The organism is Planosporangium mesophilum, from assembly GCF_016863255.1.
Classification (GTDB): domain Bacteria; phylum Actinomycetota; class Actinomycetes; order Mycobacteriales; family Micromonosporaceae; genus Planosporangium; species Planosporangium mesophilum.
In genome coordinates, this window is the sequence record NZ_BOON01000024.1 from 41,227 (window position 1) to 64,049 (window position 22,823).

The following is a 22,823-nucleotide window of genomic DNA, read 5'->3' on the forward strand; positions in this document are numbered from 1 at the left end:
ATCGTAAAGATTACGGCCGATGGATGAGGATGCAGGCCGGACTGGGTACGTCGATCCGTGCACCGGTCAGGCTCGGCACGCCGGTACCGGGGTCGATGCGCAGCACGGCCACGGTGTGCGAGTTCTGGTTGGCCACGTACATCAGGTCGCCGTCGAGCACGAGATGGCGCGGCCAGCGCCCGCCGCAGGGCGTCTCGTCGACGCCGGTCAGCCCCTCGCCGTCGACCGCGAACGTGGTCACGGTGTCGTTGCCGCGGTTGCCGACGTAGACGAATCGTCCGTCGGCCGACAGCGCGATCTCCGCCGGGTAGTTGCGCTCGGTGGGCGGCGTCAGCGTCGCCGGCCGGCGCTGTACCAGTCGCAGTCCTCCGGTGGCCGGGTCCGGGTCGTAGACGGAGACCGTCGAGGAGAGCTCGTCGGTGACGTACAGGCGACCGGTCGGGGCGGTGACGAGGTGGCGGGGCCCGATCCCGGCGCCGGCGCCGGTCTCCCAGGACGGCGCCAGCCGCCCGTCGGCGCCCAGCCGGTACCCGTACAGCGTGTCGGTACCGAGGTCGACGGCGGTCACGTCGGTGCCGGGGGCGCCGGAGGTGACCACCTGGTGGGCGTGCGGGCCGTCCTGCCGCTCCGGGTCCGGCCCGCAGCCGTGGTGGTGCACCAGGTCGGTGGGGGCGGCGAGCGTACCGTCGTCGTCGACGGCGAGGACGGTGACACTGCCGCTGCCGTAGTTGGCGCACAGCAGGTACCGCCCGTCCGGGGTGATGTCGAGGTGGCACGGGGCGGCGCCGTCGGTGGGCTGCCGCGCCTGGGGCGTCAGCGTCCCGTCGGGGGCGATCGACAGCGCCGTCACCGTGCCGATCTCGAGCTCACTCACCGCGTACAGCACCGCCGCGGTCGGGTGCGCGACCAGCCAGGACGGGGCCGCCAGGGCGACCGTCGGCGCGGCCGGCCGTAGCTGGGCGTCCCACACCGAGATCCCGGTGCCCTTGCCGTCGGCCTCCGGCGTGTACGACCCGACGTAGATCAGCATGAGCGACAACCTCCCGGCAGTCAGGTGCCCGCGAGCCGCGCCTTCTCACGCGCGAGGTCGACCGAGGGCGGTGGGTAGTGCGGGTCCAGCTCGGCGAGGGTCTCGCGCAGCAGGTGCGCCACGGCCCAGTCGCGGTACCACTTGCGGTCGGCCGGCACGACGTACCAGGGTGCCTCGTCGGTCGAGCAACGGCCGAGCGCGTCGCCGTAGGCGGCCTGGTAGTCCGCCCAGTGCCGCCGCTCCTCCAGATCGGCCGGGTCGTACTTCCAGTACTTCGTCGGATCCTCCAACCGGGCGCGCAGCCGCCTGCGCTGCTCATCGGGGGAGATGTGCAGCATCACCTTGATGATCGTGACCTGCTCGTCGACGAGCTCCCGCTCGAACGAGTTGATCTCGTCGTAGCGGCGTGACCAGATCCGCTCCGGCACCGCCCCGCGTACCCGCGCGACCAGGACGTCTTCGTAGTGCGAGCGGTTGAACACCCCGACGTACCCCGGCCGCGGCACCTCCCGGCGCACCCGCCACAGGAAGTGGTGGCGGCGCTCGGCGGGCGTCGGCGGCCCGAAGCTGACGATGTGGACGCCCTGCGGGTTGAGCCGGCCGATGACCTTGCGGATCGTGCCGTCCTTGCCACCGCAGTCCATGGCCTGCAGGACCAGCAGCAGCCGCCGGCCGGTGCCACCGGCCTTGGCCTGGGCGTACAGCCGCTCCTGGTACCCGGCAAGCTCGTCGCCGACGCGGCTGAGCTGCTCGCGCGCCTTCGCCTTCGGGCGGCGGATGTCGGGCAGGCCCGGGGTGGACCGGGGGTCCACCGACGCGAGGTCGACGGTGTCGCCGTGCGGCACCCGCAGAAGTTCCCGGATGGTCGCCATGCCCCGATCATGCCGTAGTGTGCGGCCACCGTCCGGGACGTAGATTCAACGGGTGACATTGCTGCTGGTCATCGTCGGTCTGGTAACCACCGTCGTGGCTGTCTCGGTCGTGGCTCGCCGGCTCGGGGCGCTCGCGCCGATCCTGCTGGTCGTCGTGGGCCTGGCCTTCTCGTTCGTCGCGGCCGTCCCGCAGGTGCGCCTCGATCCGGAGATCGTGCTGATCGGCGTGCTGCCGCCGCTGCTGTACGTGGCGGCCGTCGAGACGTCGGTGCCGGCGTTCCGGTACAACCTGCGGCCCATCCTGCTGCTGGCGGTCGGGCTCGTGATCTTCACCACCGCGGCCGTCGGGTACTCCCTCCACCTGCTGCTGCCGGACGTCCCGCTCGCGGCCACGATGGCACTGGGCGCGATCGTGGCCCCGCCCGACGCGGTCGCCGCGACCGCGGTGGCCCGCCGCATCGGCCTGCCCCGGCGCGTCGTCGCGATCCTCGAGGGCGAGAGCCTGGTCAACGACGCGACCGCGCTGGTGCTGTTCCGCGTCGCGGTCGCCGCCGCCACCGGCCACATCCTCACGCCGCTCGGCGTCACGGGCGACGCGCTGATCGCCGCCGTCGGTGGCGTCGCGATCGGTGGGACCGGCGCGGTCGTCCTCGCCTGGGTCCACCGCCGGGTCCACGAGCCGCTGATCGACAACGCGGTGTCGCTGCTCGCGCCGTGGCTGGTCTACCTGCCGGCCGAGCAGGTGCACGCCTCCGGCGTCGTCGCGGTGGTGGTCACCGGGCTGTACCTCGGCCACCGGTACCCGACGCTGATGTCGGCCGCCTCCCGGCTGCAGATGGAGGCGTTCTGGCGGATGCTCAAGTTCCTGCTGGAAGGCATCGTCTTCCTGCTGGTCGGCCTGCAGTTGCGGTTCATCGTGCACGACCTGGCGACCAACCCGGACATCCGGCTCGGCCTGGTCGTCAACGCCACCCTGGCGGTGCTCGCGGTCGTCGTGGCGGCCCGCTTCGTCTGGATGTACCCCGCGACCTACCTGACCCGGCTCGTGCCGCGGGTCCGCCGGCGCGACCCGGCGCCGCCGATGGAGTACCCGACGATCCTCGCCTGGACCGGGATGCGCGGGGTGGTCACCCTCGCGGCGGCGCTCGCGCTGCCGCCGACCCTCGCCGGCGGCAGGCCGTACCCTCGTGACCTGTTCGTCTGGCTGGCCTTCTCGGTGATCGTCGGCACCCTCGTGCTCCAGGGCGTGACCCTGCCGGCCATTGTCCGGTGGCTGCGCATCCCGCGCGACGACCCGAAGCGGGACGCGCTCGCCGAGGCGACGGTGCAGCAGGCGGCGACCCGGGCGGCCCACGAGCGGCTGGACAAGGAGGCCGACCGGGACGGTGAGGTACCCGAGGCCGTGCTCGACCGGCTGCGGACGATGCTCACCGACCGCTCCAACCTGGCCTGGGAACGGCTGGGCGGCCGGCGCCGGGAGACGCCGTCCGAGGCGTACAGCCGGTTGCGGCTCGCCATGATCGACGCGGAGCGCGACGTGTTCCGGCTGGCCCGCGACGAGGGGAGAATCCCCGAGGAGGTGCTGCGCCGGGCGCAGCGCGACATGGACCTCGAGGAGTCGTTGCTGCAACGGGAGGACTGAATGACCTGTACGCACATCGAGGCGCTCGGCACCTCCGAGCCGACGCCCGTCACCGCCGAGGGCTGCGCCGGCTGCCTGTCCGAGGGCCGCACCGACTGGGTCCACCTGCGGCTCTGCCTGGACTGCGGGTATGTGGGCTGCTGCGACTCGTCGCCGCGCAAGCACGCCGGCGGGCACTTCGACGCGACCGGGCACCCCGTGGTGCGCTCGTTCGAGCCGGGGGAGTACTGGCGCTGGTGTTTCGTGGACGAGGTGGCCGGTTGATCAGTCCCGGCGGTCAGTTCCGGCGGACCTCGCCGGGGTCGCGGTCCGGACGCAGCCCGCGCCAGGATGGGTGGCGCAGCCGGCCGTCGGGTGTGACGGTGCGGTAGGCGACCTCGCCGACCAGCACCGGCCACACCCACCGGGCTTCGCGGGTGTACTCGCGCGGCACCGCGCCGTCCACCGGGGAGGTGTCGCGGGCCAGTGGGCGGAGCCGCTCGAGCAGCAGGCCGAGGGCGGCCTGGGTGAGGCCGGTGCCGACGTGCCCGAGGTAGACCAGCCGCCCGTCGCCGTCGTGGGCGCCCATCAGCAGCGAGCCGATCGTGCCGGCACGCCGTCCCGCGCCCGGTTTCCAGCCCACCACGACGACCTCCATGGTCGGCGTGATCGGCGTCTTGATCCAGTCGCGGGATCGCGCACCCGGCCGGTACGGCGACTCCAGCCGTTTGGCGACGACGCCCTCCAGCCCGGTCTCGCGGGCGGCGGCCAGCACGTCCTCGCCGTCGCCGGTGAAGTGCGGCGGGGCGTGGACCACCGGCCCGGCGAGGTTCAGGTCGGCCAGCAGGTCGCGGCGCTGCCGGTACGGCAGGTCGACGGTCGGCTCGCCGTCGAGGGCCAGCACGTCGAACACGTACAGTCCGACCGGTACGCCCGTGACCAGGCGGGCCGACGGGTTCCGGACGTGCATGCGCTGCTGCAGGGTGGAGAAGTCGGGTACGCCGGTCGGGCCGGCGGCGACGAGCTCCCCGTCGATCACCGCGTCGCGGCCCGCGAGGGCGTCGGCCACCGCGGCGAGCTCCGGGTAGCCGGCGGTGATGTCGCGCCCGTTGCGGCTGTACGCGCGGACGCCCGTGCCGCGCGCCTCCACCAGGGCGCGGACGCCGTCCCACTTGAACTCGAAGGCCCACTCCGGCCCGGTCGGTACCGGTCCGGCGGTGGCCAGCATCGGCTGCACGTCCCGATCATGAACAAGAAACCGGGACTATGAGGTTGAAACGGTCAAATCACGCTAGTTCGCGGGGTCGTCCGGCGCCTCGCTAGCCCGGCGGCTCGCCCAGCGCGTCCAGGAACTCCCTGGCCCACCGGCCGACGTCGTGGGCGCACACGTGCTCGCGCATCCGCCGCATCCGCTCACCCAGCTCCTCCGCCGGGGTCTCGAGCGCCGCCACGAACGCCTCCTTGAGCCCGTCCACGTCGTGCGGGTTCACTCCGAACGCCTCGGGCAGCTCGGCGGCGGCCCCGGTGAACTCGCTGAGCACCAGCGCGCCCGAGTTGTCGGTACGCGCGGCGACGTACTCCTTGGCCACCAGGTTCATGCCGTCCCGCAGCGGGGTCACCACCATCACGTCGGCGGCCAGGTACAGCGCGAGCAGTTCTTCCCGGTCGTAGGAGCGGAAGAGGTAGTGCACCGGCGCCAGGCCCACCTCGCCGAACTCGCCGTTGATGCGGCCCACCTCGCGCTCGACGCGCTCGCGCAGCTGGCGGTACTGGGCGACCCGCAGCCGGCTCGGCGTCGCCACCTGTACCAGCGCGACGTCCTGATTGGACAGTCGCCCCTCCGCCAGCAGTTCGCGGTACGCCTTGAGCCGGTGCTCGATGCCCTTGGTGTAGTCGAGCCGGTCCACGCCGAGCAGCAGCCGCCGGTGGCCGCCCAGCTCCTCGCTGAGCTGCTTGGCCCGCTGCCGGATGTGCGGGTCGGCCGCGAGCTTCTCCATCTCGTCCACGTCGATCGAGATCGGGAAGGCCCGGGCGGTGACCGTGCGCCCGTCGACGACGACGCGGTCGCCCTCGGGCTCCAGCCCGAGGTTGTGGGTCAGCCGCAGGAAGTTCTCGGCGCCGCCGGGGCGCTGGAAGCCGACGAGATCGGCGCCGAGCAGTCCCTTGAGGATCTGGGTCCGCCACGGCAGCTGCATGAAGAGCTCGACCGGCGGGAACGGGATGTGCAGGAAGAAGCCGATCCGCAGGTCGGGGCGTAGCTCGCGGAGCATCGCCGGTACGAGCTGCAGCTGGTAGTCGTGTACCCAGACCACCGCGCCGGGCGCGGCCAGCTCGGCGGCGGCCTCGGCGAAGCGCTGGTTCACCCGCCGGTACGCCTCGCGCCAGTGCCGGTGGAACGCGGGCGTCTCGACCGCGTCGTGGTAGAGCGGCCAGATCGTGGCGTTGGACTCGCCCTCGTAGTAGTGGTCCAGCTCCTGCTGGGTCAGGGCGATCGGGTGCAGCCACATGCCGTCGAGCGCGAACGGCTCCGGCGCCTCGCCGGTCCCGCCCGCCCAGCCGATCCACGCGCCCCGCCGGGCCCGTACGGTCGGCTGGAGGGCGCTGACCAGACCCCCTGGACTCCGGGTCCACGCCCGCTTACCGTCGTCGTCGACGATCTCATCGACCGGCAGGCGATTGGCTACGACGACGAACCGGTACTGCTCGCTCACGGCTGCCTCTCCGTTTTCCCCGGTCTATTTCCGCGACCGGTGTTCACCAAACGTGATCTGGATCGCCGGTCGGCGTTGACCGTAGGCGCGGTCGGGTCGCGATCATGAAACGATCGCGGGCGTCGCTGAGTGCGGGTACCTGGACACCATACGGCGAGCAAACGCTTACGTGGAGTACGCGTGAGAGAATCTCACATTGGCGCAATCCGGCGGGGGAGCGGGTTCCGCCGTGCACAACTCCGGGGTAACGTCCACTTCGCACCGCTACGCCTGACCCGTCGGCGGGATTGGACGAACTAGCGGGTACCGCCGACGACCACGCACCCCCTACGCTTCTCGCGTGACGAGCCGTCGGTCTATGGGGCGCCCGGGTGGGTCGCGTGACGGCGTATGGCTGGAACGGTCGGACGGGGCGGTCGCGGTCGCCGGGGAGCGGGTGGATCTCGACGCCGTCACCCATCGCTGGGCGCAGGCGATCAATGATGCCGGCTACGTGCCCATGAGCCCGGTGCGGCTGCGCGAGGTACTGCACGATCTCGTCAAGCGGATGGCAGGCGCGCTGGCGGCGGAGCCGTTCGACCCCGGGCCGGGCCGACGCGTCGGGGCCGACCTGGTGCTGGCCGGCATCACCGGGGGCGGAGCGCTCGGCTGCACCGTCGAGGTGCTGGGCAGTGGGCTGGCACAGCCGGCCGACGGCCGGCATCTGCGACTGCTCGGCGCGCTCGCCGAGGGGTTCACCGAGGCGCTGTGCGAGCGCACACTCGACGCGCAGGAGGAGATCAGGGCCGCGGCGGCGGTCGCCCGGTCCGACACCGAGGCGGCGCTGCGGGCCGCCGAGGCGCGCTTCCGGGCGGTGTTCGCCGGCTCCGCCTTCGGTATCGGCATCGCCGACCTGGACGGCCGCCTGGTCGACGCCAACGCGACCCTGGCCGAGATGATCGGATACAGCCGGGACGAGCTGTGCGGTCGGGCGATCGTTGACTTCGTGCCCGGTACCGACGTGGCCGGCGTCGCCGACCTGTTCGCGCAGCTCGGCCGCTCCGAGCACGATCGTGTCCGCACCGACCAGCGGCTGTACCGCCGGGACGGTCAGGTGCTCTGGGCGCACCTGGCGGCCTCCCTCATCCGCGACGAGCGCGGCGAGCCGCGGTTCCAGACGATCATGGTCGAGGACGTGACGGACCGGCACCACCTGCAGACCCGGCTCCGCCACCAGGCCACCCACGACCCGCTCACCGGGCTGCCCAACCGCACCCTGCTCTTCGACCGCCTCTACGAGCTGTTCGCCTCGGCGGACAGCCGGCAGCGGGTCGCGGTGTGCTACATCGACCTCGACGGGTTCAAGGCGGTCAACGACAGCTTCGGCCACGACATCGGCGACGAGCTGCTGGTGGCCGTGGCGCACCGGCTGCACGAGTGCGTGTCCCGGGCCGGCCACCTCGTCGCCCGGATGGGCGGCGACGAGTTCGTGATCCTGGTGCACGACCACCCGTCGACCCAGGACGTCGTCGCGCTCGCCGAGGCGGTGCTGGCGGCGCTGACCGAGCCGGTCGGCGCCGGCGGGCACCGGCTGGCGATCTCGGCGAGCATCGGCATCGTCGACCGGGCCTGCGCCTCCACCACGCCGTCCGAGTTGATGCGGGCCGCCGACATCACGCTGTACTGGGCCAAGGCCGACGGCAAGGGTAAGTGGGCGCTGTTCGACGCCGACCGTACCGACCGCGAGGTGGCCAGGTACGAGCTCTCCGCGTCGATGCCCGGCGCGCTGGAGCGCGGCGAGTTCCTGCTGGAGTACCAGCCGCTGGTGCTGTGCGGCGGCGAGACGGTCGTCGGCGCCGAGGCGCTGGTGCGGTGGCGGCATCCCCGGCTCGGCCTGCTCGGGCCGGACCGGTTCGTGAGCCTGGCCGAGGAGACGGGGATGATCGTCCCGCTCGGCCTGTGGGTCCTGGAGGAGGCCTGCCGGCAGGGCCGCCGCTGGCTCGACCTCGCCGGCGACGCGGCACCGCTGATCAGCGTCAACCTCGCCGTACGGCAGGCGCAGGAGCCGAGCCTGGTCGACGACGTCGCCGCCATCCTGGCGCGCACCCGCCTCGAACCGGAGTGCCTCCAGCTCGAGCTGACCGAGAGCGCGCTGATCGGGCCCGGCCACGAGCCGCTCGCCGCGTTGACCAAGCTGGCCGAGATGGGCGTGCGGATCGCGATCGACGACTTCGGTACCGGCTACTCCAACCTGACCTACCTGCGTACCCTGCCGGTACAGGCGATCAAGCTCGCCGGCTCGTTCGTCGACGGGCTGCGCACCTCCGGCCGCGACCCCGGTCGGGTCGACCGGGCCGGCGAGCGGATGGTCGCGACGCTGGTACAGCTCGCGCACGCGCTCGATCTGACGGTGACCGCCGAAGGCGTGGAGACCAGGATGCAGGCGGACCGGCTGCGGGCGGTGGACTGCGACTCCGGGCAGGGCTTCTTCTACGCCCACCCCGGGCCGCCGGAGCAGATAACCGCGATGATCACCCGCGGGTAGCGTACGAGGCCTCGGCCATCGCCGGGGCAGGTCCGGCGCACCGGCGGACCGGGCGCCGGAGTCCGTCGGGCAGCAGGGCCGGGCGGCGCCGGGCGGCCACGTCCTCCACCCAGCCGAAGCACCCGACGGCCACCACGACCAGCGTGACCACGCCACTGAGCAGGAGCAGCCGGCCGCTGACGCCGGTCAGGTCGAACCGCCAGCGGCCCGCGACGAGCACGACGACCCCGATCGCCGTCTGGTGCCACAGGTACACCGTCATCACCCGGCTGTTGAACGCAGCCAGCAGCCCGGCCGCCCGGGGGCGCACCCGCCACCCGTTCGTCGGCGCGAGGCCGAGCAGGACCAGCAGGAACGCCGTCGACCAGAGCGCGTTGCCGAGCGGGATGTCGTTGAGGTCGTAGCCGCGGCCGCCCGGGTGGGTCAGGAACCAGGCGGCGCCGGCGGTGGCCAGGCCGCCGACCGTGAGCAGCAGCGTGGAGCGGCGCAGCCGGCGCAGCAGCCCGTCGTGCTGGGCGAAGCCGAGCAGCCAGCAGTCGCCGTACAGGGCCAGGTCGGCGATCGGGGCCGGCGCCTTGACGCCGGTCAGGGTGAGGCCGACCAGCAGCGCCAGCGGCACCGCCAGGGTGATCGCCGGCCAGCGGCGGAACGCCACCAGGGCGAGCGGCGAGAGCAGCACGAACCACAGGTACTGCCGGAGGTACCAGATCATGCCGAGCGTCGCCGCACCCCAGGAGTTGGCGGGCGGGTTGTCCACCGGGAACAGCCACAGCAGGGCTGACCAGTCCAGCCGCATGCCACCGACGACCATGACCGGTACGCAGACCGCGGCGAGCATCCAGAGCGGGGGGAGCAGGCGGCGCAGCCGCCGGCCGACCGCGACCGGGCCGGCGCGGTCCAGCGACGCCGCCATCAACGAGCCGGCCAGCGCGAACATCACCCCGACGGCCGGGAAGACGATCGTCAACCAGGCGAGGCCGAGACTGTGGTACGCGACCACGCGCAGGATCGCGAGGACCCGCAGCACGTCGAAGTACACGCTGCGGGCCGGTGCGCGGGCCGGTGACGGCTCGCCGCGTGAGGGCTCGGGCGCATCCGGTACGCCGAGGGTGGCGGTACCCGACGTACCGGATGAGATCAGGCCTCCATCGCGGGAGGGCGACACAGGCCCACGTCCCCTCGTTCGTCGTTAGCCGGGCACGCCGCGAAAGAGCGTTTCGCGGCTTTCAGTCGTGCTCCCACTGTCTCCGACGGTTCTGCGTACAGCCTCAGCAGAACCTGTGAAGACGCTGGGAGGGGGCGGAGCGGTTACGGCACGCGCCACTCATGGACCGGCGTGTTGCTGTGCATGCACTCCACGTAGCGGTCCAGCATGCCGCGCAGCGCCTCATGGCGGTCGAGGTTGCGCTCCCGTTCCAGGTGGCGCGCGGTGTCCACCTGCCAGCGGGCCCCGTTACGGCCGGTGACGCAGCGCCGCTCGATGACGCCGAGCAGCCGGTCGCGCTCGACCGGGTCGACGCCCCACTTGTCGAGCCCCTCGTACGCCAGCGGCAGCAGCCGGCGAACCACCAGTTCGGTGGCGGGTACCGTGCCCATGCCCGGCCAGTACAGGTTGGCGTCCAGGCCGTGGCGGGCGGCCGAGTGGAAGTCCTCGGACGCGGACGCGAACGACATCTGGGTCCAGACCGGCCGCTCCGCCTCGGCGAGCGCCCGGACCAGCCCGAAGTAGAAGGCGGCGTTGGCCAGGGTGTCCACCACGGTGGGGCCGGCGGGCAGGACACGGTTCTCCACCCGTACGTGCGGCCGGCCCCGCACCACGTCGTACACGGGGCGGTTCCAGCGGTACACCGTGCCGTTGTGCAGCCGCAGTTCGGCGAGGCTCGGCGTGTCGCCGCGGTCGAGCACCTCGACCGGGTCCTCGTCCTCGCAGACCGGCAGCAGGGCGGGGAAGTAGCGCACGTTCTCCTCGAACAGGTCGAAGATCGAGGTGATCCAGCGCTCGCCGAACCACACCCGCGGGCGTACGCCCTGCTCCTTGAGCTCCTCGGACCGGGTGTCGGTGGCCTGCTCGAACAGGGGTATCCGGGTCTCGCGCCACAGCTCCTTGCCGAACAGGAACGGGGAGTTGGCCCCGACGGCCACCTGCGCGCCGGCGATCGCCTGCGCGGCGTTCCAGTACGCCGGGAACTGCTCCGGGCTGACCTGGAGGTGGAACTGCGCGCTGGTGCAGGCCGCCTCCGGCGCGACGGTGTCCGCCGAGGTCTGCAGCCGCTCGACGCCCTCGATCGAGATGTACAGGTCCTCGCCACGGGCGGCGAAGATCTGGTCGTTGAGCAGCGCGTACCGCGGGTTGTTCGACAGCGACTCGCGGGTCACATGCGCGGGCCGCAGCGTGGGCAGGATGCCGACCATGACCATGTGCGCGCCGACCCGCTGGGCCCGGTCCTCGGCGGCGTTGAGGCTCGCCCGTACCTGCTGCTCGAACCCGCGCAGGCCGTCGCCGGCGAGCGGGCGCGGCTCCACGTTGACCTCGACGTTGAACTGCGCCAGCTCGGTCTGGAAGTCGGGGTCGGCGATCGCCCGCAGTACCTCGGCGTTGCGCATCGCCGGTTCGCGCCGGTCGTCGACCAGATTCAGCTCGATCTCCAGCCCGGACATCGGCCGCTCCGCCTCGAAGCGCGCCTCTCGCAGCATCCGGGCGAACACGTCCAGGCAGCGCCGCACCTTCTGACGGTGCCGCTGCCTGTCCTGGCGGGTGAATTCCCGCTGCTCGACCTCCTGGCCCACCGAGCACCACCCTTCGCAATTGGCGACAGAGTCATACCCGCGCAGGTGGGAGCCACAAACGCAGCGCGCCCGATGGTCGCTGCCCCGGCCGCGGCGGCCTTGCTAGGCAGCCGTCGCCAGCCAGGTTGACCATCGTGTACCGATGCGTCGGCCGAACCGTCCGCCCGCGGGTATATCGTTCTTGATATGTCCGATGACGACGACCTTCCGGTCCTCCCCGGATTCCGCGAGATGGCCCGGTCCGCCCGCGGCCACCGGGACCTGCTGGCGGGCCTGGTGGCGGAGCGCCGGGCGCAGGGGCTGTCGCAGGCCGAGGTGGCTGTGCGGATGGGTACGTCGCAGCCGGCGGTCGCGCGGGTTGAGGCGGGTGCCGTGGACGTCCGGCTCTCCACCCTCCAGCGGTACGCGGCGGCGGTCGGTCGTCAACTCGAGGTCCGGCTCGCGCCAGGCGAGGTCGGTGCCTCCCGAGACCAGGAGCGTGAGGCATGAACGTACGGATGCACGACGATCCGCCGGGCCGCCGGAGCGTGCCGCCGGGCCGCTGGGACGTACCGCTGTCCCCACCGGCGGCCGCGGCCGACGCCGGCGTGGCCCCCTGGTTGGAGGAGCGGATGTTCGCCCAGCGCATCGTGCTGCTTCAGGGCCCGGTCGGGCCGCAGACGGCCAACCGGGTGGCCGCCACGCTGCTCACGCTGGACGCGCTCGGCACCGAGCCGGTCCGGCTGCACGTCAACGCCCCGCAGGGTGAGCTCTCCGCCGTCTTCGCGCTGGTCGACGCGCTCGAGGTGATGCGGGCACCGGTCCACGCCACGGCGATCGGCGAGGTGGGCGGAGCGGTCATCGGGGTGTACGCCGCCGCGCGCCGGCGTCTGGCCTACTCGCACGCCCGGTTCAGGCTCGCCGAGCCCGGCGCCGAAGGCGTGAAGGGGACCGCCGACGAGGTGACCGCCGCCGCGGGCCGCTACCTGCGGGCGCTCGAGGACCTGGTGGTACGGGTGGTCGAGGTGACCGGCCGGCCCCGCAACCGGGTGGAGGACGACTTCGGCGCCGGCCTCGTGCTGAGCGCGGCGGAGGCCCGCGAGTACGGGCTGGTCGACGAGATCGTGCCTCCGACGCCCCGGTAGAGCGCCCGCGTCACGCCAGGGGGGTCTCCCGGATCGTGAATCCGGACAGCCCCTCCGGCAGCTCGTCATGGACGTCGACCCGCGTCACCGTCGCGCCCTGCGGTCCGCGCCGCGCCCAGTCCACGAGCCGCTGTACCGGGTCCGCCGCGCCCTCGAAGACCGCCTCCACCCGACGGTCCGGCAGGTTGCGCACCCAGCCGGCGACCCCGTGCGTGGCCGCGACGCGTCGGCAGGTGTCGCGGAAGTACACGCCCTGGACGCGACCCGAGACGACCACCCGCTTGCGGACCACGGCCAGCTCGGGCGTTTACGCGCCGGGTCGCGTGCCGGCCGGCTGCTCGTCCCAGGCGCGGGCCTTGCGGATCTCGTCGAAGAAGCCCAGCAGTCGGTTGAGCTCCGACGTGTCGGCCTTGCCCTCCTCGCGTGCCGCCTTCGCGCTCTTGGTCCCCGAGGTGCGGTGGGAGCGGATCTCGGTGCGCTGCAGCAGCTCCTGCGGGTCCTCCGCCTGCTCCCGGGCCGGCTCGCGGAGGGCGGGCATCGGCGGCGGGGTCGGCTGGTGGACGGCCGGCATGGGTGGCGGGGTCGGCTGGTGGACCGGTTGCGCCATCGGCTGGTGGACCGGGTGCGGCATCGGCGACGTCGGCATCGGCGATATCGGTGCAGGGTTGGGCTGCCGCGCACCACGCGGCTGCCCGTTGGGCTGGTGGGCACCGGGTACCGGCTGTCCGTTCGGCTGGCGGGCCGGGCGGCCCGACGGTGCCGAGGGCTGCTGGAGCGGCGGCCGGGTCGCCTGCGGGCCGGCCGGCTGGTACGCGCCGTACCCCGGCTGGCGGCCGCCACGCGGCGGCGCCATCGGCGGCGAGGGAGGACCCATCGACGGCGGCCCCATCGGCGGGCCGGGCTTGCGGCGGGGCCGCGTCGGTGCCGAGAGCGGCTCGCGGACGGCGTACGACGCCTGCCGGGCCGGCTCGTCGGCTGGCTGCACCGGGTATCCGTTGGCCGCGGGTGCCGGCTGCGGCGCCGGGTAGGACGCGGGTGCGGGAACCGGGGGAGTGAGCTGGCGGCCCGACGGCGCGGGCGGACCCGACGGCGGCGTCGGAGTCGGCTGGTACACCGGCTGCGGCGGGTACGGCGTCGGCTGCCGGAGCGCCGGCGACGGCACCTCGCGGACCGCGTGCGACGGCGGTGGGGTCAGCTCCCGCGCCGCGTGCGACGGCGGTGGGGTCAGCTCCCGCGCCGCATGCGACGGCGGTGGGGTCAGCTCCCGCGCCGCGTGCGACGGCGGCGGCGTCAGCTCGCGAACGGCGGACGCCGACGGCGTGAGCTCGCGGGCGGCGTGGGACGGTGTCGTCAGCTCGCGGGCGGCGCGGGACGGCGGGGTCAACTCACGCGCTGCGTGGGACGGCGGCGGCGTGGGCGTTGGCTGGTAGAGCGGCTGCGGCGGGTACGGCGTCGGCTGCTGCACCGGCGGGGTGAGCTGGCGCGCGGCGTGCGACGGCGCCGGAGTCGGGGTCGGCTGGTAGACCGGCTGCGGCGGGTACGGCGTCGGCTCCCGGAGGGCGTGCGACGCGCGGGACGGCGCCTCGGGGGCCGCGTGAGCCCGGCGGCGACCGCCGGAGGGGATGACCCGGATCTCGGCCACAGCGGGGAGTTGCTCGGTCAGCACGGTGGCGAGCCGCATCACGTCGTCGCCGGCACCGCGCGGGACCGCGAACCGGACGCGGGGTCGCGCGTCGGCGGGCAGGTGCTCCAGCAGCGTGGTGACCAGGTCGGCCGGTGGCGGCAGGTACCCGCCGGTCGGCGCCCCCACGACGACGGTGCACTCGTCGACGTCGAGCGGCAGCGTGCGCGCCCAGTCGGCGGACTCCGTCGCCTGGGCCGGGCGGATCCAGATACCCGCCTCGATCATCTCGGCGACCCAGCCGCCGCCGAGCGCGAAGGTGGCCGGCGCGACGGGCTGGGACAGCAGGTCGGTCACGGGGTTGACCCAGTCGGTCGGCTCGACCGACGACGCCCGTGGATCGAAGCGCTGCTCATGGACGAACGGCCGCCACCGCGGACGTCCGTCGGCGTCGATGGTGACGAGCGCGCGCTGACCGCCGGACCCGTACAGCGGCAGGCCCGTGCGGGCGCGGGTGGGAGCCCCGAGCAGGGACGCCGCGACCTCGCCGAGCCGGCCGTCGGCCACCGGCTCCGGCCCGTACGGCGTGAAGATGAGGCGCTCCGCCGTCCGGCGGGGCAGGATGGCCAGCGCGCGGGCGAGTTCGTCGCGCTGCAACGGCTTCTCGTCGGGGTGCGACACGATGAGGGCCGGATCGTCCGGATCGACCGGCACCGAGTAGACCAGGTCGGTCATGCTGCGGTACCCGGAGCGGTGCAGCCACAGGCCGGCCGGCACCTGCTCGACCACCAGGTCGTTGCCCAGGTCGCCGACCTCACCGAGGTCGGGGTCCCAGTGCGGCGCAGGGTAGCGCCAGCCGACCCGCGACGGGGCGCTGCCGGGGGCGAACCGCCACCAGCCACCGGGGCGCTGCGCGCCGCGCCCGGCGGCCGCGAAGAGCGAGCCACCGGGGACGCCGAGCAAGGGGCCGGCCGGTGCGATGACCTCGACCCCGAGGCGGGTGGCGAGCTGGTAGGCCGGGGCGGGCCGGTCGTCGTGCAGGCATCCGCTGTTCCAGGCGACGAGCCGAACCCGGTTGCAGCGCGCCGGGAACTGGTCGGCCAGCGCGTCGGCGAGTTCGTTCATCATCGCCGGAAGAAGGCGAAGGGTGTGCGAGGTGACAACCACGGGGAATTCGGTGGAGCCGGATGCCTTCGCGACCAGCGACGTCATGCCTGCGCCCGGCTCGGGCCCGGAGTGCACCATGGCACATCCGGACACCCATGTGAGGCGCATGTCAGGCCAGTGCCTGAGACTGAGCTGCACTGAAAAGGTCACCCTCCGTGAGGATATTCCGGCGGTGGCGCGTCGGTGATCGTACCTCAAATTCCGAGACCGAACGTTTAACTGCCGCCAAGCACAATTCGCCTCTCGCACGCGTAGCGCAACCCCGACGCGCCGGTCACGTTGAGTATCTAGCCGTTCACCGCTTGCCGGGTGACGGTCGACACGCCGAGGTGTGACCGGTCGGAGGCGCGGCGGCCGCAGAAAGATCGTTCTAGATCATGTTTTCCCGCGATTGCGCGTGGTAGTGATGTTGCATGGGCGTGCGCACCTGGATCGAGGGCTGGCCGGTCTACCGTCAGCTCACCGGTACCGACCCGCTGGGGCGCGGGCTCGCCGCGATGTCGCCGCGCTCGGCGGAGCTGCGGCCGCGTACCGAGACCGCGGACTCGATGGCCAGGTCGGTCTGTCCTTATTGTGCGGTCGGCTGCGGCCAGCGGGTGTACGTCAAGGACGGCCGGGTCACCCAGATCGAGGGCGACCCCGATTCGCCGATCAACCGGGGACGGCTGTGTCCCAAGGGTGCGGCCAGCAAGAACCTCGTGACCAGCAAGTTCCGTCAGACCAGGGTGCGCTACCGCCGGCCGTACTCGACCGAGTGGGAGGACCTGGACCTCGACACGGCGATGGACATGATCGCCGACCGGGTCATCGCCGCCCGGGCCGCCCGGTGGGAGGACGTCGACGACTCCGGCCGGCCGCTCAACCGCACGCTGGGCTTCTCGGGTCTGGGCGGCGCGACGCTGGACAACGAGGAGAACTACCTCATCAAGAAGCTGTTCACCGCCCTGGGCGCGATCCAGATCGAGAACCAGGCCCGGATTTGACACTCGTCCACCGTCCCCGGTCTGGGGACCAGCCTCGGCCGCGGCGGCGCCACCAACTTCCAGCAGGACCTCGCCAACGCTGACTGCATCATCATCCAGGGCTCGAACATGGCCGAGTGCCATCCGGTCGGGTTCCAGTGGGTCATGGCCGCGAAGGAGCGGGGCGCGAGAGTCATCCACGTCGACCCGCGGTTCACCCGTACCAGTGCCGTGGCCAACACGTACGTGCCGATCCGCGCCGGCTCGGACATCGCGTTCATGGGCGGGATCGTGAAGTACATCCTGGACAACGAGCTGGACTTCCGGGAGTACGTGCTCGCCTACACCAACGCGGCGACCATCGTCAGCGACGACTTCTGCGACACCGAGGACCTCGACGGGCTGTTCTCCGGCTACGACCCGGAGCTGGGCGTCTACGACCCGACGACGTGGCAGTACGAGGGCCATGAGGCCGCCGTCGAGCCGCGCGACCCGGCCATGGAGCGGGAGACGGCGATGCCGATGCAGCACGAGTCGCACGGGCCGGGCGTCTCCGCCCGGGTCCGCCGCGACGAGACGCTGCAGCACCCGCGCTGCGTGTACCAGCTCCTCAAGCGGCACTTCTCCCGGTACACGCCGGAGATGGTGGAGAAGGTCTGCGGCGTACCGCGGGAGAGGTTCCTCGACGTCGCCCGGGCCTGGACGGAGAACTCGGGCCGGGAGCGCACCACCGCGCTGGTCTACGCGGTCGGCTGGACCCAGCACACCACCGGCGCGCAGACGATCCGTACCGGTGCGATCATCCAGCTGCTGCTGGGCAACGTCGGGCGGCCGGGCGGCGGCGTCATGGCGCTGCGCGGGCACGCCTCCATCCAGGGCTCGACGGACATCCCGACGCTGTTCAACCTGCTGCCCGGCTACCTGCCGATGCCCAACGCGGTGCTGCACCCCACGTACTCCGACTGGGTCACCAGCATCTGCCATCCGGAGCAGAAGGGATTCTGGTACAAGGCGCCGGCGTACTGCGCGAGCCTGCTCAAGGCGTACTGGGGCGACAAGGCGACGCCGGACAACGACTTCTGCTACGGGTACATGCCGCGCCTGACCGGCGACCACGGCATCTACAAGCAGGTCCTCGACATGATCGACGGCAAGATCAAGGGGTACTTCCTGATGGGGCAGAACCCCGCTGTCGGCTCGATGAACGGCCGGGCCCAGCGACTGGGCATGGGCAACCTGGACTGGCTGGTGGTGCGCGACCTGTTCGAGATCGAGAGCGCCACGTTCTGGAAGAACAGCGTCGAGGTCGAGACCGGCGAGATCGTCCCCGAGGAGTGCCCCACCGAGGTGTTCTTCATGCCGGCGGCGTCCCATGTGGAGAAGGAGGGCACCTTCACCCAGACCCAGCGGCTGCTGCAGTGGCGGGAGAAGGCGCTCGACCCGCCGGGCGACGCCCGCTCGGACCTGTGGTTCTTCTTCCATCTGGGCCGCATCATCCGCGAGAAACTGGCCGGCTCGCCGCTGCGCCGGGACCGCCCGATCCTGGACCTGGCCTGGAACTACCCGACGCACGGGCCGCACGAGGAGCCGAGCGCCGAGGCGGTGCTGCGCGAGATCAACGGGTACGCCGTCGACACCGGCCTCACGCTGCGGACGTTCGGCCAGCTACGCGACGACGGCTCGACGGTCTGCGGCGCCTGGATCTACTGCGGAGTCTTCGCCGACGGGGTCAACCAGGCCAACCGGCGCCGGCCAGGCAAGGAACAGACCTGGGTGGCGCCCGAGTGGGGCTGGGCCTGGCCGTCCAACCGGCGCATCCTGTACAACCGTGCCTCGGCCGACCCGGAGGGCCGGCCGTGGAGCGAGCGCAAGGCCTACCTCTGGTGGGACGAGACGAAGGGCTGCTGGGACGGGTACGACGACCCCGACTTCGAGAAGACGAAGCCGCCGACCTACCGGCCGGGACCCGAGGCCGAGGGTACGGAGGCGATCGCCGGCGATGACCCGTTCATCATGCAGGGCGACGGGAAGGGCTGGCTGTACGCCCCGTCGGGGCTGCTGGACGGGCCGCTGCCGACGCACTACGAGCCGCCGGAGTCGCCGGTGCGCAACCCGCTGTACGGGCAGCAGGCCAACCCGGTCCGCAAGGTGTACGACCGGCCGGAGAACATCACCCACCCGAGCCCGCCCGAGCCGCACACCGACGTGTTCCCGTACGTGTTCACCATCGCCCGGCTCACCGAGCACCACACGGCCGGCGGGATGAGCCGGTACGTCGAGCACCTGGCGGAGCTTCAGCCGGAGATGTTCTTCGAGGTGTCGCCGGAACTGGCCGCCGAGCGGGGACTGACCCATCTGGACTTCGGCCACGTGGTCACCGCGCGCGGCGCGGTCGAGGGGAAGGTGCTGGTCACCGACCGGCTCACCCCGCTGCGGGTGGGCAATCGGGCGGTCCACCAGATCTGGCTGCCCTACCACTGGGGACCCGGGGGGTGGTCCAAGGGAGACTCGGCCAACGACCTGTTCACAATGGTCCTTGATCCGAATGTCCTGATTCAGGAAGGCAAGGCCGGCACCTGCGATGTCCGACCGGGGCGGCGGCCGCACGGAAAGGAACTCGTGGATTATCTGAACGAGTACCGGCGGCGGGCCGGAAACCTCGAATACCACCAGACGCCAATCATCACCACGGACGCAGTTCACGAGTCACACCGGCGCGGGAGGCCCGACGATGGAAGTTGAGAACAGAGGGCTGCGCGACGAGCGGGTGATCCGGGAGAACAGGCTCTACGGGCCGCTCGACCCCGCGCCGGAGGCGGGGTACGGCATGGACGCCCCGCCGCGGATGGGCTTCTTCACCGACACCAGCGTGTGTATCGGATGCAAGGCCTGCGAGGTGGCCTGCAAGGAGTGGAACAACGTTCCCGAGACCGGCCTGGACCTGCTCGGCATGTCGTTCGACAACACCGGCGACCTGACCGCGAACTCGTGGCGCCACGTCGCCTTCATCGAGCAGCCGGTGTCCCGCGAGAAGCTGGCCGACCGGGGGGTCGCCGTCGGCGGGCAGGCCGGCAACGAGCCGCCGGCCTTCGAGGGGCTGCCGACCTCCAGGACGGCCGCACCGGAGATGGCCGCGCGGGCGGCGACCACCGGCAAGGAGACCGGCACGGAGCCGGGCGTGCCGCCCAGCCCCGAGCCGGGCGCCGCGGTCGAGATGGCGACCGAGTTCCTCGGCATGCCGTCGTCCGTGCTCCCCGGCCGGCTGCCGGGTGGTGAGCGCACCGACTTCCGCTGGCTGATGATGTCCGACGTCTGCAAGCACTGCACCCACGCCGGCTGCCTGGACGTCTGCCCGACCGGGGCGCTGTTCCGCACCGAGTTCGGCACGGTCGTGGTGCAGGAGGACATCTGCAACGGCTGCGGGTACTGCATCTCGGGCTGCCCGTACGGCGTGATCGACCAGCGCAAGGACGACGGCCGGGCGTGGAAGTGCACGCTGTGCTACGACCGGCTCAAGGACGACATGATGCCGGCCTGCGCCAAGGCGTGCCCGACCGAGTCGATCCAGTACGGACCGCTGGACGAACTGCGCGAGCGGGCGGCGCGCCGGCTCGAGAAGCTGCATGAGCAGGGCGAGACGGCGGCCCGGCTCTACGGCAACGACCCGGAGGACGGTGTCGGCGGCGACGGCGCGTTCTTCCTGCTGCTGGACGAGCCCGAGGTGTACGGGCTGCCGCCGGACCCGGTGGTGCCCACCCGCGACGCGCCCGCCATGTGGAAGCGCGCCGGGATGGCCGCGCTGACCATGGCCGCGGCCGCCGCGGTCGCGTTCGTGGGCCGTCGGTCGTGATCGTCGGTACGTCGGCGGGCGTGGTCCCCGGGTCCGTAGGCATGGGGTCCGTAGGCATGTTCGGCGGTGCGGTCGTCCCGACCGTCGCCGCGCTTCAGGGAGGGTTGTTGTCGTGACCGCCGGTGAGATGAGTAGCGCGGACCGCCGGGCCGCGAGTCGCGAGCCGGCGGGCCGGCCGCCGGTCGGTGACCGTTTCCGTGACTTCAAGGAAGGCCGGCGCGGTGGCGGTGGACGGCGCGGCGGCGGTGGCGGCGGCGAGCGGTCGATGGTGCCGCAGGCCGAGTTCCGGTCGTACTACGGCCGGCCGATCCTCAAGCCGCCGGTCTGGCACCACGACATCGCGGCCTACCTGTTCACCGGCGGCCTCGCCGCCGGCTCCTCGATGATCGCGGCCGGCGCCGACCTGACCGGCCGGCCGGTACTGCGCCGGGTGGGCCGGCTGACCTCGCTCGCCGCGGTCGGTGCCAGTACCTACTTCCTGATCAACGACCTGGGCCGCCCGGAGCGGTTCCACCACATGCTGCGGGTGGCCAAACCGACCTCGCCGATGTCGGTGGGTACCTGGATCCTGGCCACCTTCGGCCCGGCCGCCGGGGTCGCGGCCGTCGCCGAGGTGGCACCCTTGCTGCCCGAGCGCGGGCTGCTCGGGCTGGCCCGGCGGATCCTGCCGCCGGTCGGCCGGGGCGCCAACCTGGTGGCCGCCGTCATGGCTCCACCGCTGGCCACGTACACCGCGGTGCTGCTGGCGCACACCGCCGTGCCGTCCTGGAACCGGGCGTACCCGTACCTGCCGTTCGTCTTCGCCGGCAGCGCGTCGGCGGCGGCGTCGGGGGTGGGGCTGATCGCGGCGCCGCTGGAGGAGACCGGTCCGGTGCGGCGGCTCGCGGTCGCCGGCGCGGCGCTGGACCTGGCGGCGATGCGGCAGGTCGAGCACTCGATGGGGGTCGTGAGCGAGCCCTACCAGTTGGGGCGCCAGGGCCGGTTGCTGCGGGCGGCCCGCGCGTTCACCGTTGGCGGGGCGGTCGGCGCCCTGCTGAGCCGGCGCAGCCGGCTGCTGTCCGCGCTCTCCGGGGCCTCGTTGGTCGTCGGGTCGCTGCTGACCCGGTTTGGTGTCTTCGAAGCTGGTAAGGCATCCGCCGAGGACCCGAAGTACACGGTGGTCCCGCAGCGGCAGCGGCTGGAGGCACGGGGCGTGGCCGAGGTGGAGAAGGTGAACGTGCCGGAGCCCGACTGACGGAGGACGGCACGATGACAGCGTTGCGGACGGGCGCAGACCAGGTCACCCTGACCCGCCGGCGCTGGGCGCTCGTCGTCGCGGCCGTGCTGGTCCAGTTGGCACTGGGCGCGCTGTACGCGTGGAGCGTGTTCAACAAACCCCTGCAGGACCAGTTCCACTGGAGCAAGGCGCAGGTCGTGCTGCCGTTCGAGGTGGCGGTCGGCACCATCTTCATCGGCAGCATGATCGGTGGCCGGATCCAGGACCGATACGGTCCTCGCCCGGTCGCGCTCGGCGGCGGCGTGCTGTACGCGGTCGGCACGATGCTGGCGTCCCTGGTGACCTCGCCCGGCCAGTTGTGGCTGCTCGTCCTGGGGTACGGGGTGCTGGGCGGCATCGGGATGGGCGCGGCGTACATCACGCCGATCGCGATGCTGACGAAGTGGTTCCCGGACAAACGCGGGTTGATCACGGGGATCGCGGTCGCCGGCTTCGGCTTCGGCGCGGTCATCACCGCCCCGGTCGCGAAGCACCTGCTGGCCACCGCCCCCCGCAAGACCGAGGTCTTCCTGCCGCTCGGCGCGGCGTACCTGGTGGCGGTCCTGCTCGGCGCGTCGTTGTTCCGTGATCCGCCGCCGGGGTACCGGGTGCCGGGCTTCGTCGCGCCGACCACCGGACGGGCCGCCGCCGGCAACCGTTCCTACACCTTGAACGAGGCGTTGCGCACCCCCCAGTGGTACCTGTTGACCGCGATCCTGACCCTGAACGTCGCCTGCGGAATCGGCCTCATCTCGCAGGCAGCCGACGCCGCGCACGTCATCGCCGGGGCGAGTGCGGCCACCGCGGCGACGATCGTGGGCGTGCTGGGGCTGTTCAACGCCGGCGGCCGGGTGGTGTGGGCCTGGCTGTCCGACCGGATCGGCCGGATGACGGCGTTCGTGGGCATGCTCACCCTGCAGGGGGTCTGCTTCCTCGTGTTGCCGCACGCCCACGCCCTGGCGCTGTTCGCGCTGTTCGCCGCGCTCATCGTGCTCGCATACGGCGGCGGGTTCGGGACCATGCCGGCCACGGCGGCGGACTACTTCGGTACCACGCACGCCGGCGCGATCTACGGCGCGATCATCGTGGCGTGGAGCATCGGCGGGGTGGTCGGGCCGACGGTCACCGCGCTGCTGTACGAGCGGGGCGGGCACAGCTACACGCTGCCGTTCACGGTCCTCGCGCTCGTCGCGCTGATGGCGGTGGCGCTGCCGGTCGTCACACGGATGCCGACGGAGCCGGCGCCGTACCGGGGCGGGGTGACCCCGGTAGCGCGGCACTGATCCGTACGCTGCTGGC

The 22,823-nt window shown here is 72.5% G+C and carries 17 protein-coding genes; 9 read left to right on the forward strand and 8 right to left on the reverse strand.

All coding sequences use genetic code 11. From position 1 onward, the window contains the following. Window positions 1-10 precede the first annotated feature (10 nt). Both Pme01_RS12965 and Pme01_RS12970 read right to left on the reverse strand, forming a co-directional pair. Window positions 11-1,030, reverse strand: a complete 1,020-nt coding sequence (locus tag Pme01_RS12965; RefSeq protein ID WP_168117595.1) for a lactonase family protein — start codon at window positions 1,028-1,030, stop codon at window positions 11-13. Between the two features lie 20 nt (window positions 1,031-1,050). Then, on the reverse strand, window positions 1,051-1,902 hold the full coding sequence (locus tag Pme01_RS12970; RefSeq protein ID WP_168117594.1) for a polyphosphate kinase 2 family protein: 852 nt from the start codon (window positions 1,900-1,902) through the stop codon (window positions 1,051-1,053). A gap of 52 nt (window positions 1,903-1,954) precedes the next feature. On the opposite strand from Pme01_RS12970, the gene Pme01_RS12975 reads away from it, so the two are divergent. Beyond that, window positions 1,955-3,544, forward strand: coding sequence for a Na+/H+ antiporter (locus tag Pme01_RS12975; protein WP_168117593.1), 1,590 nt, complete (start codon window positions 1,955-1,957; stop codon window positions 3,542-3,544). Next, window positions 3,545-3,808 (forward strand): UBP-type zinc finger domain-containing protein, encoded by a 264-nt coding sequence (locus Pme01_RS12980; protein ID WP_168117592.1) that lies wholly within the window; start codon window positions 3,545-3,547, stop codon window positions 3,806-3,808. Window positions 3,809-3,821: 13 nt separating this feature from the next. Here Pme01_RS12980 and ligD read toward each other — a convergent pair whose 3' ends face one another. Together ligD and Pme01_RS12990 are read right to left on the reverse strand one after the other, a co-directional pair. Next, complete coding sequence (ligD, locus tag Pme01_RS12985) at window positions 3,822-4,751, reverse strand: non-homologous end-joining DNA ligase (protein WP_168117630.1); 930 nt, start codon at window positions 4,749-4,751, stop codon at window positions 3,822-3,824. Window positions 4,752-4,842: 91 nt separating this feature from the next. Further along, a complete protein-coding gene (locus tag Pme01_RS12990) occupies window positions 4,843-6,234 on the reverse strand; it encodes an alpha,alpha-trehalose-phosphate synthase (UDP-forming) (protein ID WP_168117591.1) in 1,392 nt (463 codons plus the stop codon). A 340-nt stretch (window positions 6,235-6,574) separates the two neighbouring features. Between Pme01_RS12990 and Pme01_RS12995 the strand changes: the two genes are divergently transcribed. Next, window positions 6,575-8,758 carry a putative bifunctional diguanylate cyclase/phosphodiesterase gene (locus Pme01_RS12995; protein ID WP_239088200.1) on the forward strand — a complete coding sequence of 728 codons (2,184 nt, stop codon included), beginning with the start codon at window positions 6,575-6,577 and terminating at the stop codon, window positions 8,756-8,758. Here Pme01_RS12995 and Pme01_RS13000 read toward each other — a convergent pair. Together Pme01_RS13000 and Pme01_RS13005 are read right to left on the reverse strand one after the other, a co-directional pair. Next, the gene (locus tag Pme01_RS13000) at window positions 8,745-9,923 is read right to left on the reverse strand and encodes an acyltransferase family protein (protein WP_168117590.1); all 1,179 of its coding nucleotides are present in this window, start codon (window positions 9,921-9,923) and stop codon (window positions 8,745-8,747) included. The genes Pme01_RS12995 and Pme01_RS13000 overlap by 14 nt on opposite strands. Before the next feature lie 143 nt (window positions 9,924-10,066). Further along, window positions 10,067-11,545: a glutamate-cysteine ligase family protein gene (locus tag Pme01_RS13005; protein ID WP_168117589.1), complete on the reverse strand. Its 1,479-nt coding sequence runs from the start codon at window positions 11,543-11,545 to the stop codon at window positions 10,067-10,069. 186 nt (window positions 11,546-11,731) lie between these two features. On the opposite strand from Pme01_RS13005, the gene Pme01_RS13010 reads away from it, so the two are divergent. Both Pme01_RS13010 and Pme01_RS13015 read left to right on the forward strand, forming a co-directional pair. Further along, on the forward strand, window positions 11,732-12,034 hold the full coding sequence (locus Pme01_RS13010) for a helix-turn-helix domain-containing protein (RefSeq protein WP_203935593.1): 303 nt from the start codon (window positions 11,732-11,734) through the stop codon (window positions 12,032-12,034). Further along, complete coding sequence (locus Pme01_RS13015) at window positions 12,031-12,669, forward strand: ATP-dependent Clp protease proteolytic subunit (RefSeq protein ID WP_168117588.1); 639 nt, start codon at window positions 12,031-12,033, stop codon at window positions 12,667-12,669. Before Pme01_RS13010 ends, Pme01_RS13015 begins: the two co-directional genes overlap by 4 nt. Window positions 12,670-12,679: 10 nt before the next feature. Here the strand turns inward: Pme01_RS13015 and Pme01_RS13020 are convergent, their stop codons facing one another. Together Pme01_RS13020 and Pme01_RS13025 are read right to left on the reverse strand one after the other, a co-directional pair. Continuing rightward, entirely contained in the window at window positions 12,680-12,961 is a 282-nt protein-coding gene (locus tag Pme01_RS13020; RefSeq protein WP_168117587.1) for an acylphosphatase, read from the reverse strand. Window positions 12,962-12,976: 15 nt separating this feature from the next. Beyond that, entirely contained in the window at window positions 12,977-15,502 is a 2,526-nt protein-coding gene (locus Pme01_RS13025) for a hypothetical protein (RefSeq protein WP_168117586.1), read from the reverse strand. Between the two features lie 368 nt (window positions 15,503-15,870). Here Pme01_RS13025 and fdh point away from each other — a divergent pair, with 368 nt between their 5' ends. The 4 genes from fdh to Pme01_RS13050 all read left to right on the forward strand — a co-directional run bounded on the left by fdh (window position 15,871) and on the right by Pme01_RS13050 (window position 22,807). Then, on the forward strand, window positions 15,871-19,161 hold the full coding sequence (gene fdh / locus Pme01_RS13035) for a formate dehydrogenase (protein WP_205864400.1): 3,291 nt from the start codon (window positions 15,871-15,873) through the stop codon (window positions 19,159-19,161). After that, window positions 19,151-20,269 (forward strand): 4Fe-4S dicluster domain-containing protein, encoded by a 1,119-nt coding sequence (locus Pme01_RS13040; protein WP_168117584.1) that lies wholly within the window; start codon window positions 19,151-19,153, stop codon window positions 20,267-20,269. Before fdh ends, Pme01_RS13040 begins: the two co-directional genes overlap by 11 nt. 127 nt (window positions 20,270-20,396) lie before the next feature. Then, window positions 20,397-21,503 carry an NrfD/PsrC family molybdoenzyme membrane anchor subunit gene (nrfD, locus tag Pme01_RS13045; protein WP_239088201.1) on the forward strand — a complete coding sequence of 369 codons (1,107 nt, stop codon included), beginning with the start codon at window positions 20,397-20,399 and terminating at the stop codon, window positions 21,501-21,503. Between the two features lie 14 nt (window positions 21,504-21,517). Then, window positions 21,518-22,807, forward strand: coding sequence for an L-lactate MFS transporter (locus Pme01_RS13050; RefSeq protein ID WP_168117583.1), 1,290 nt, complete (start codon window positions 21,518-21,520; stop codon window positions 22,805-22,807). Window positions 22,808-22,823 lie beyond the last annotated feature (16 nt).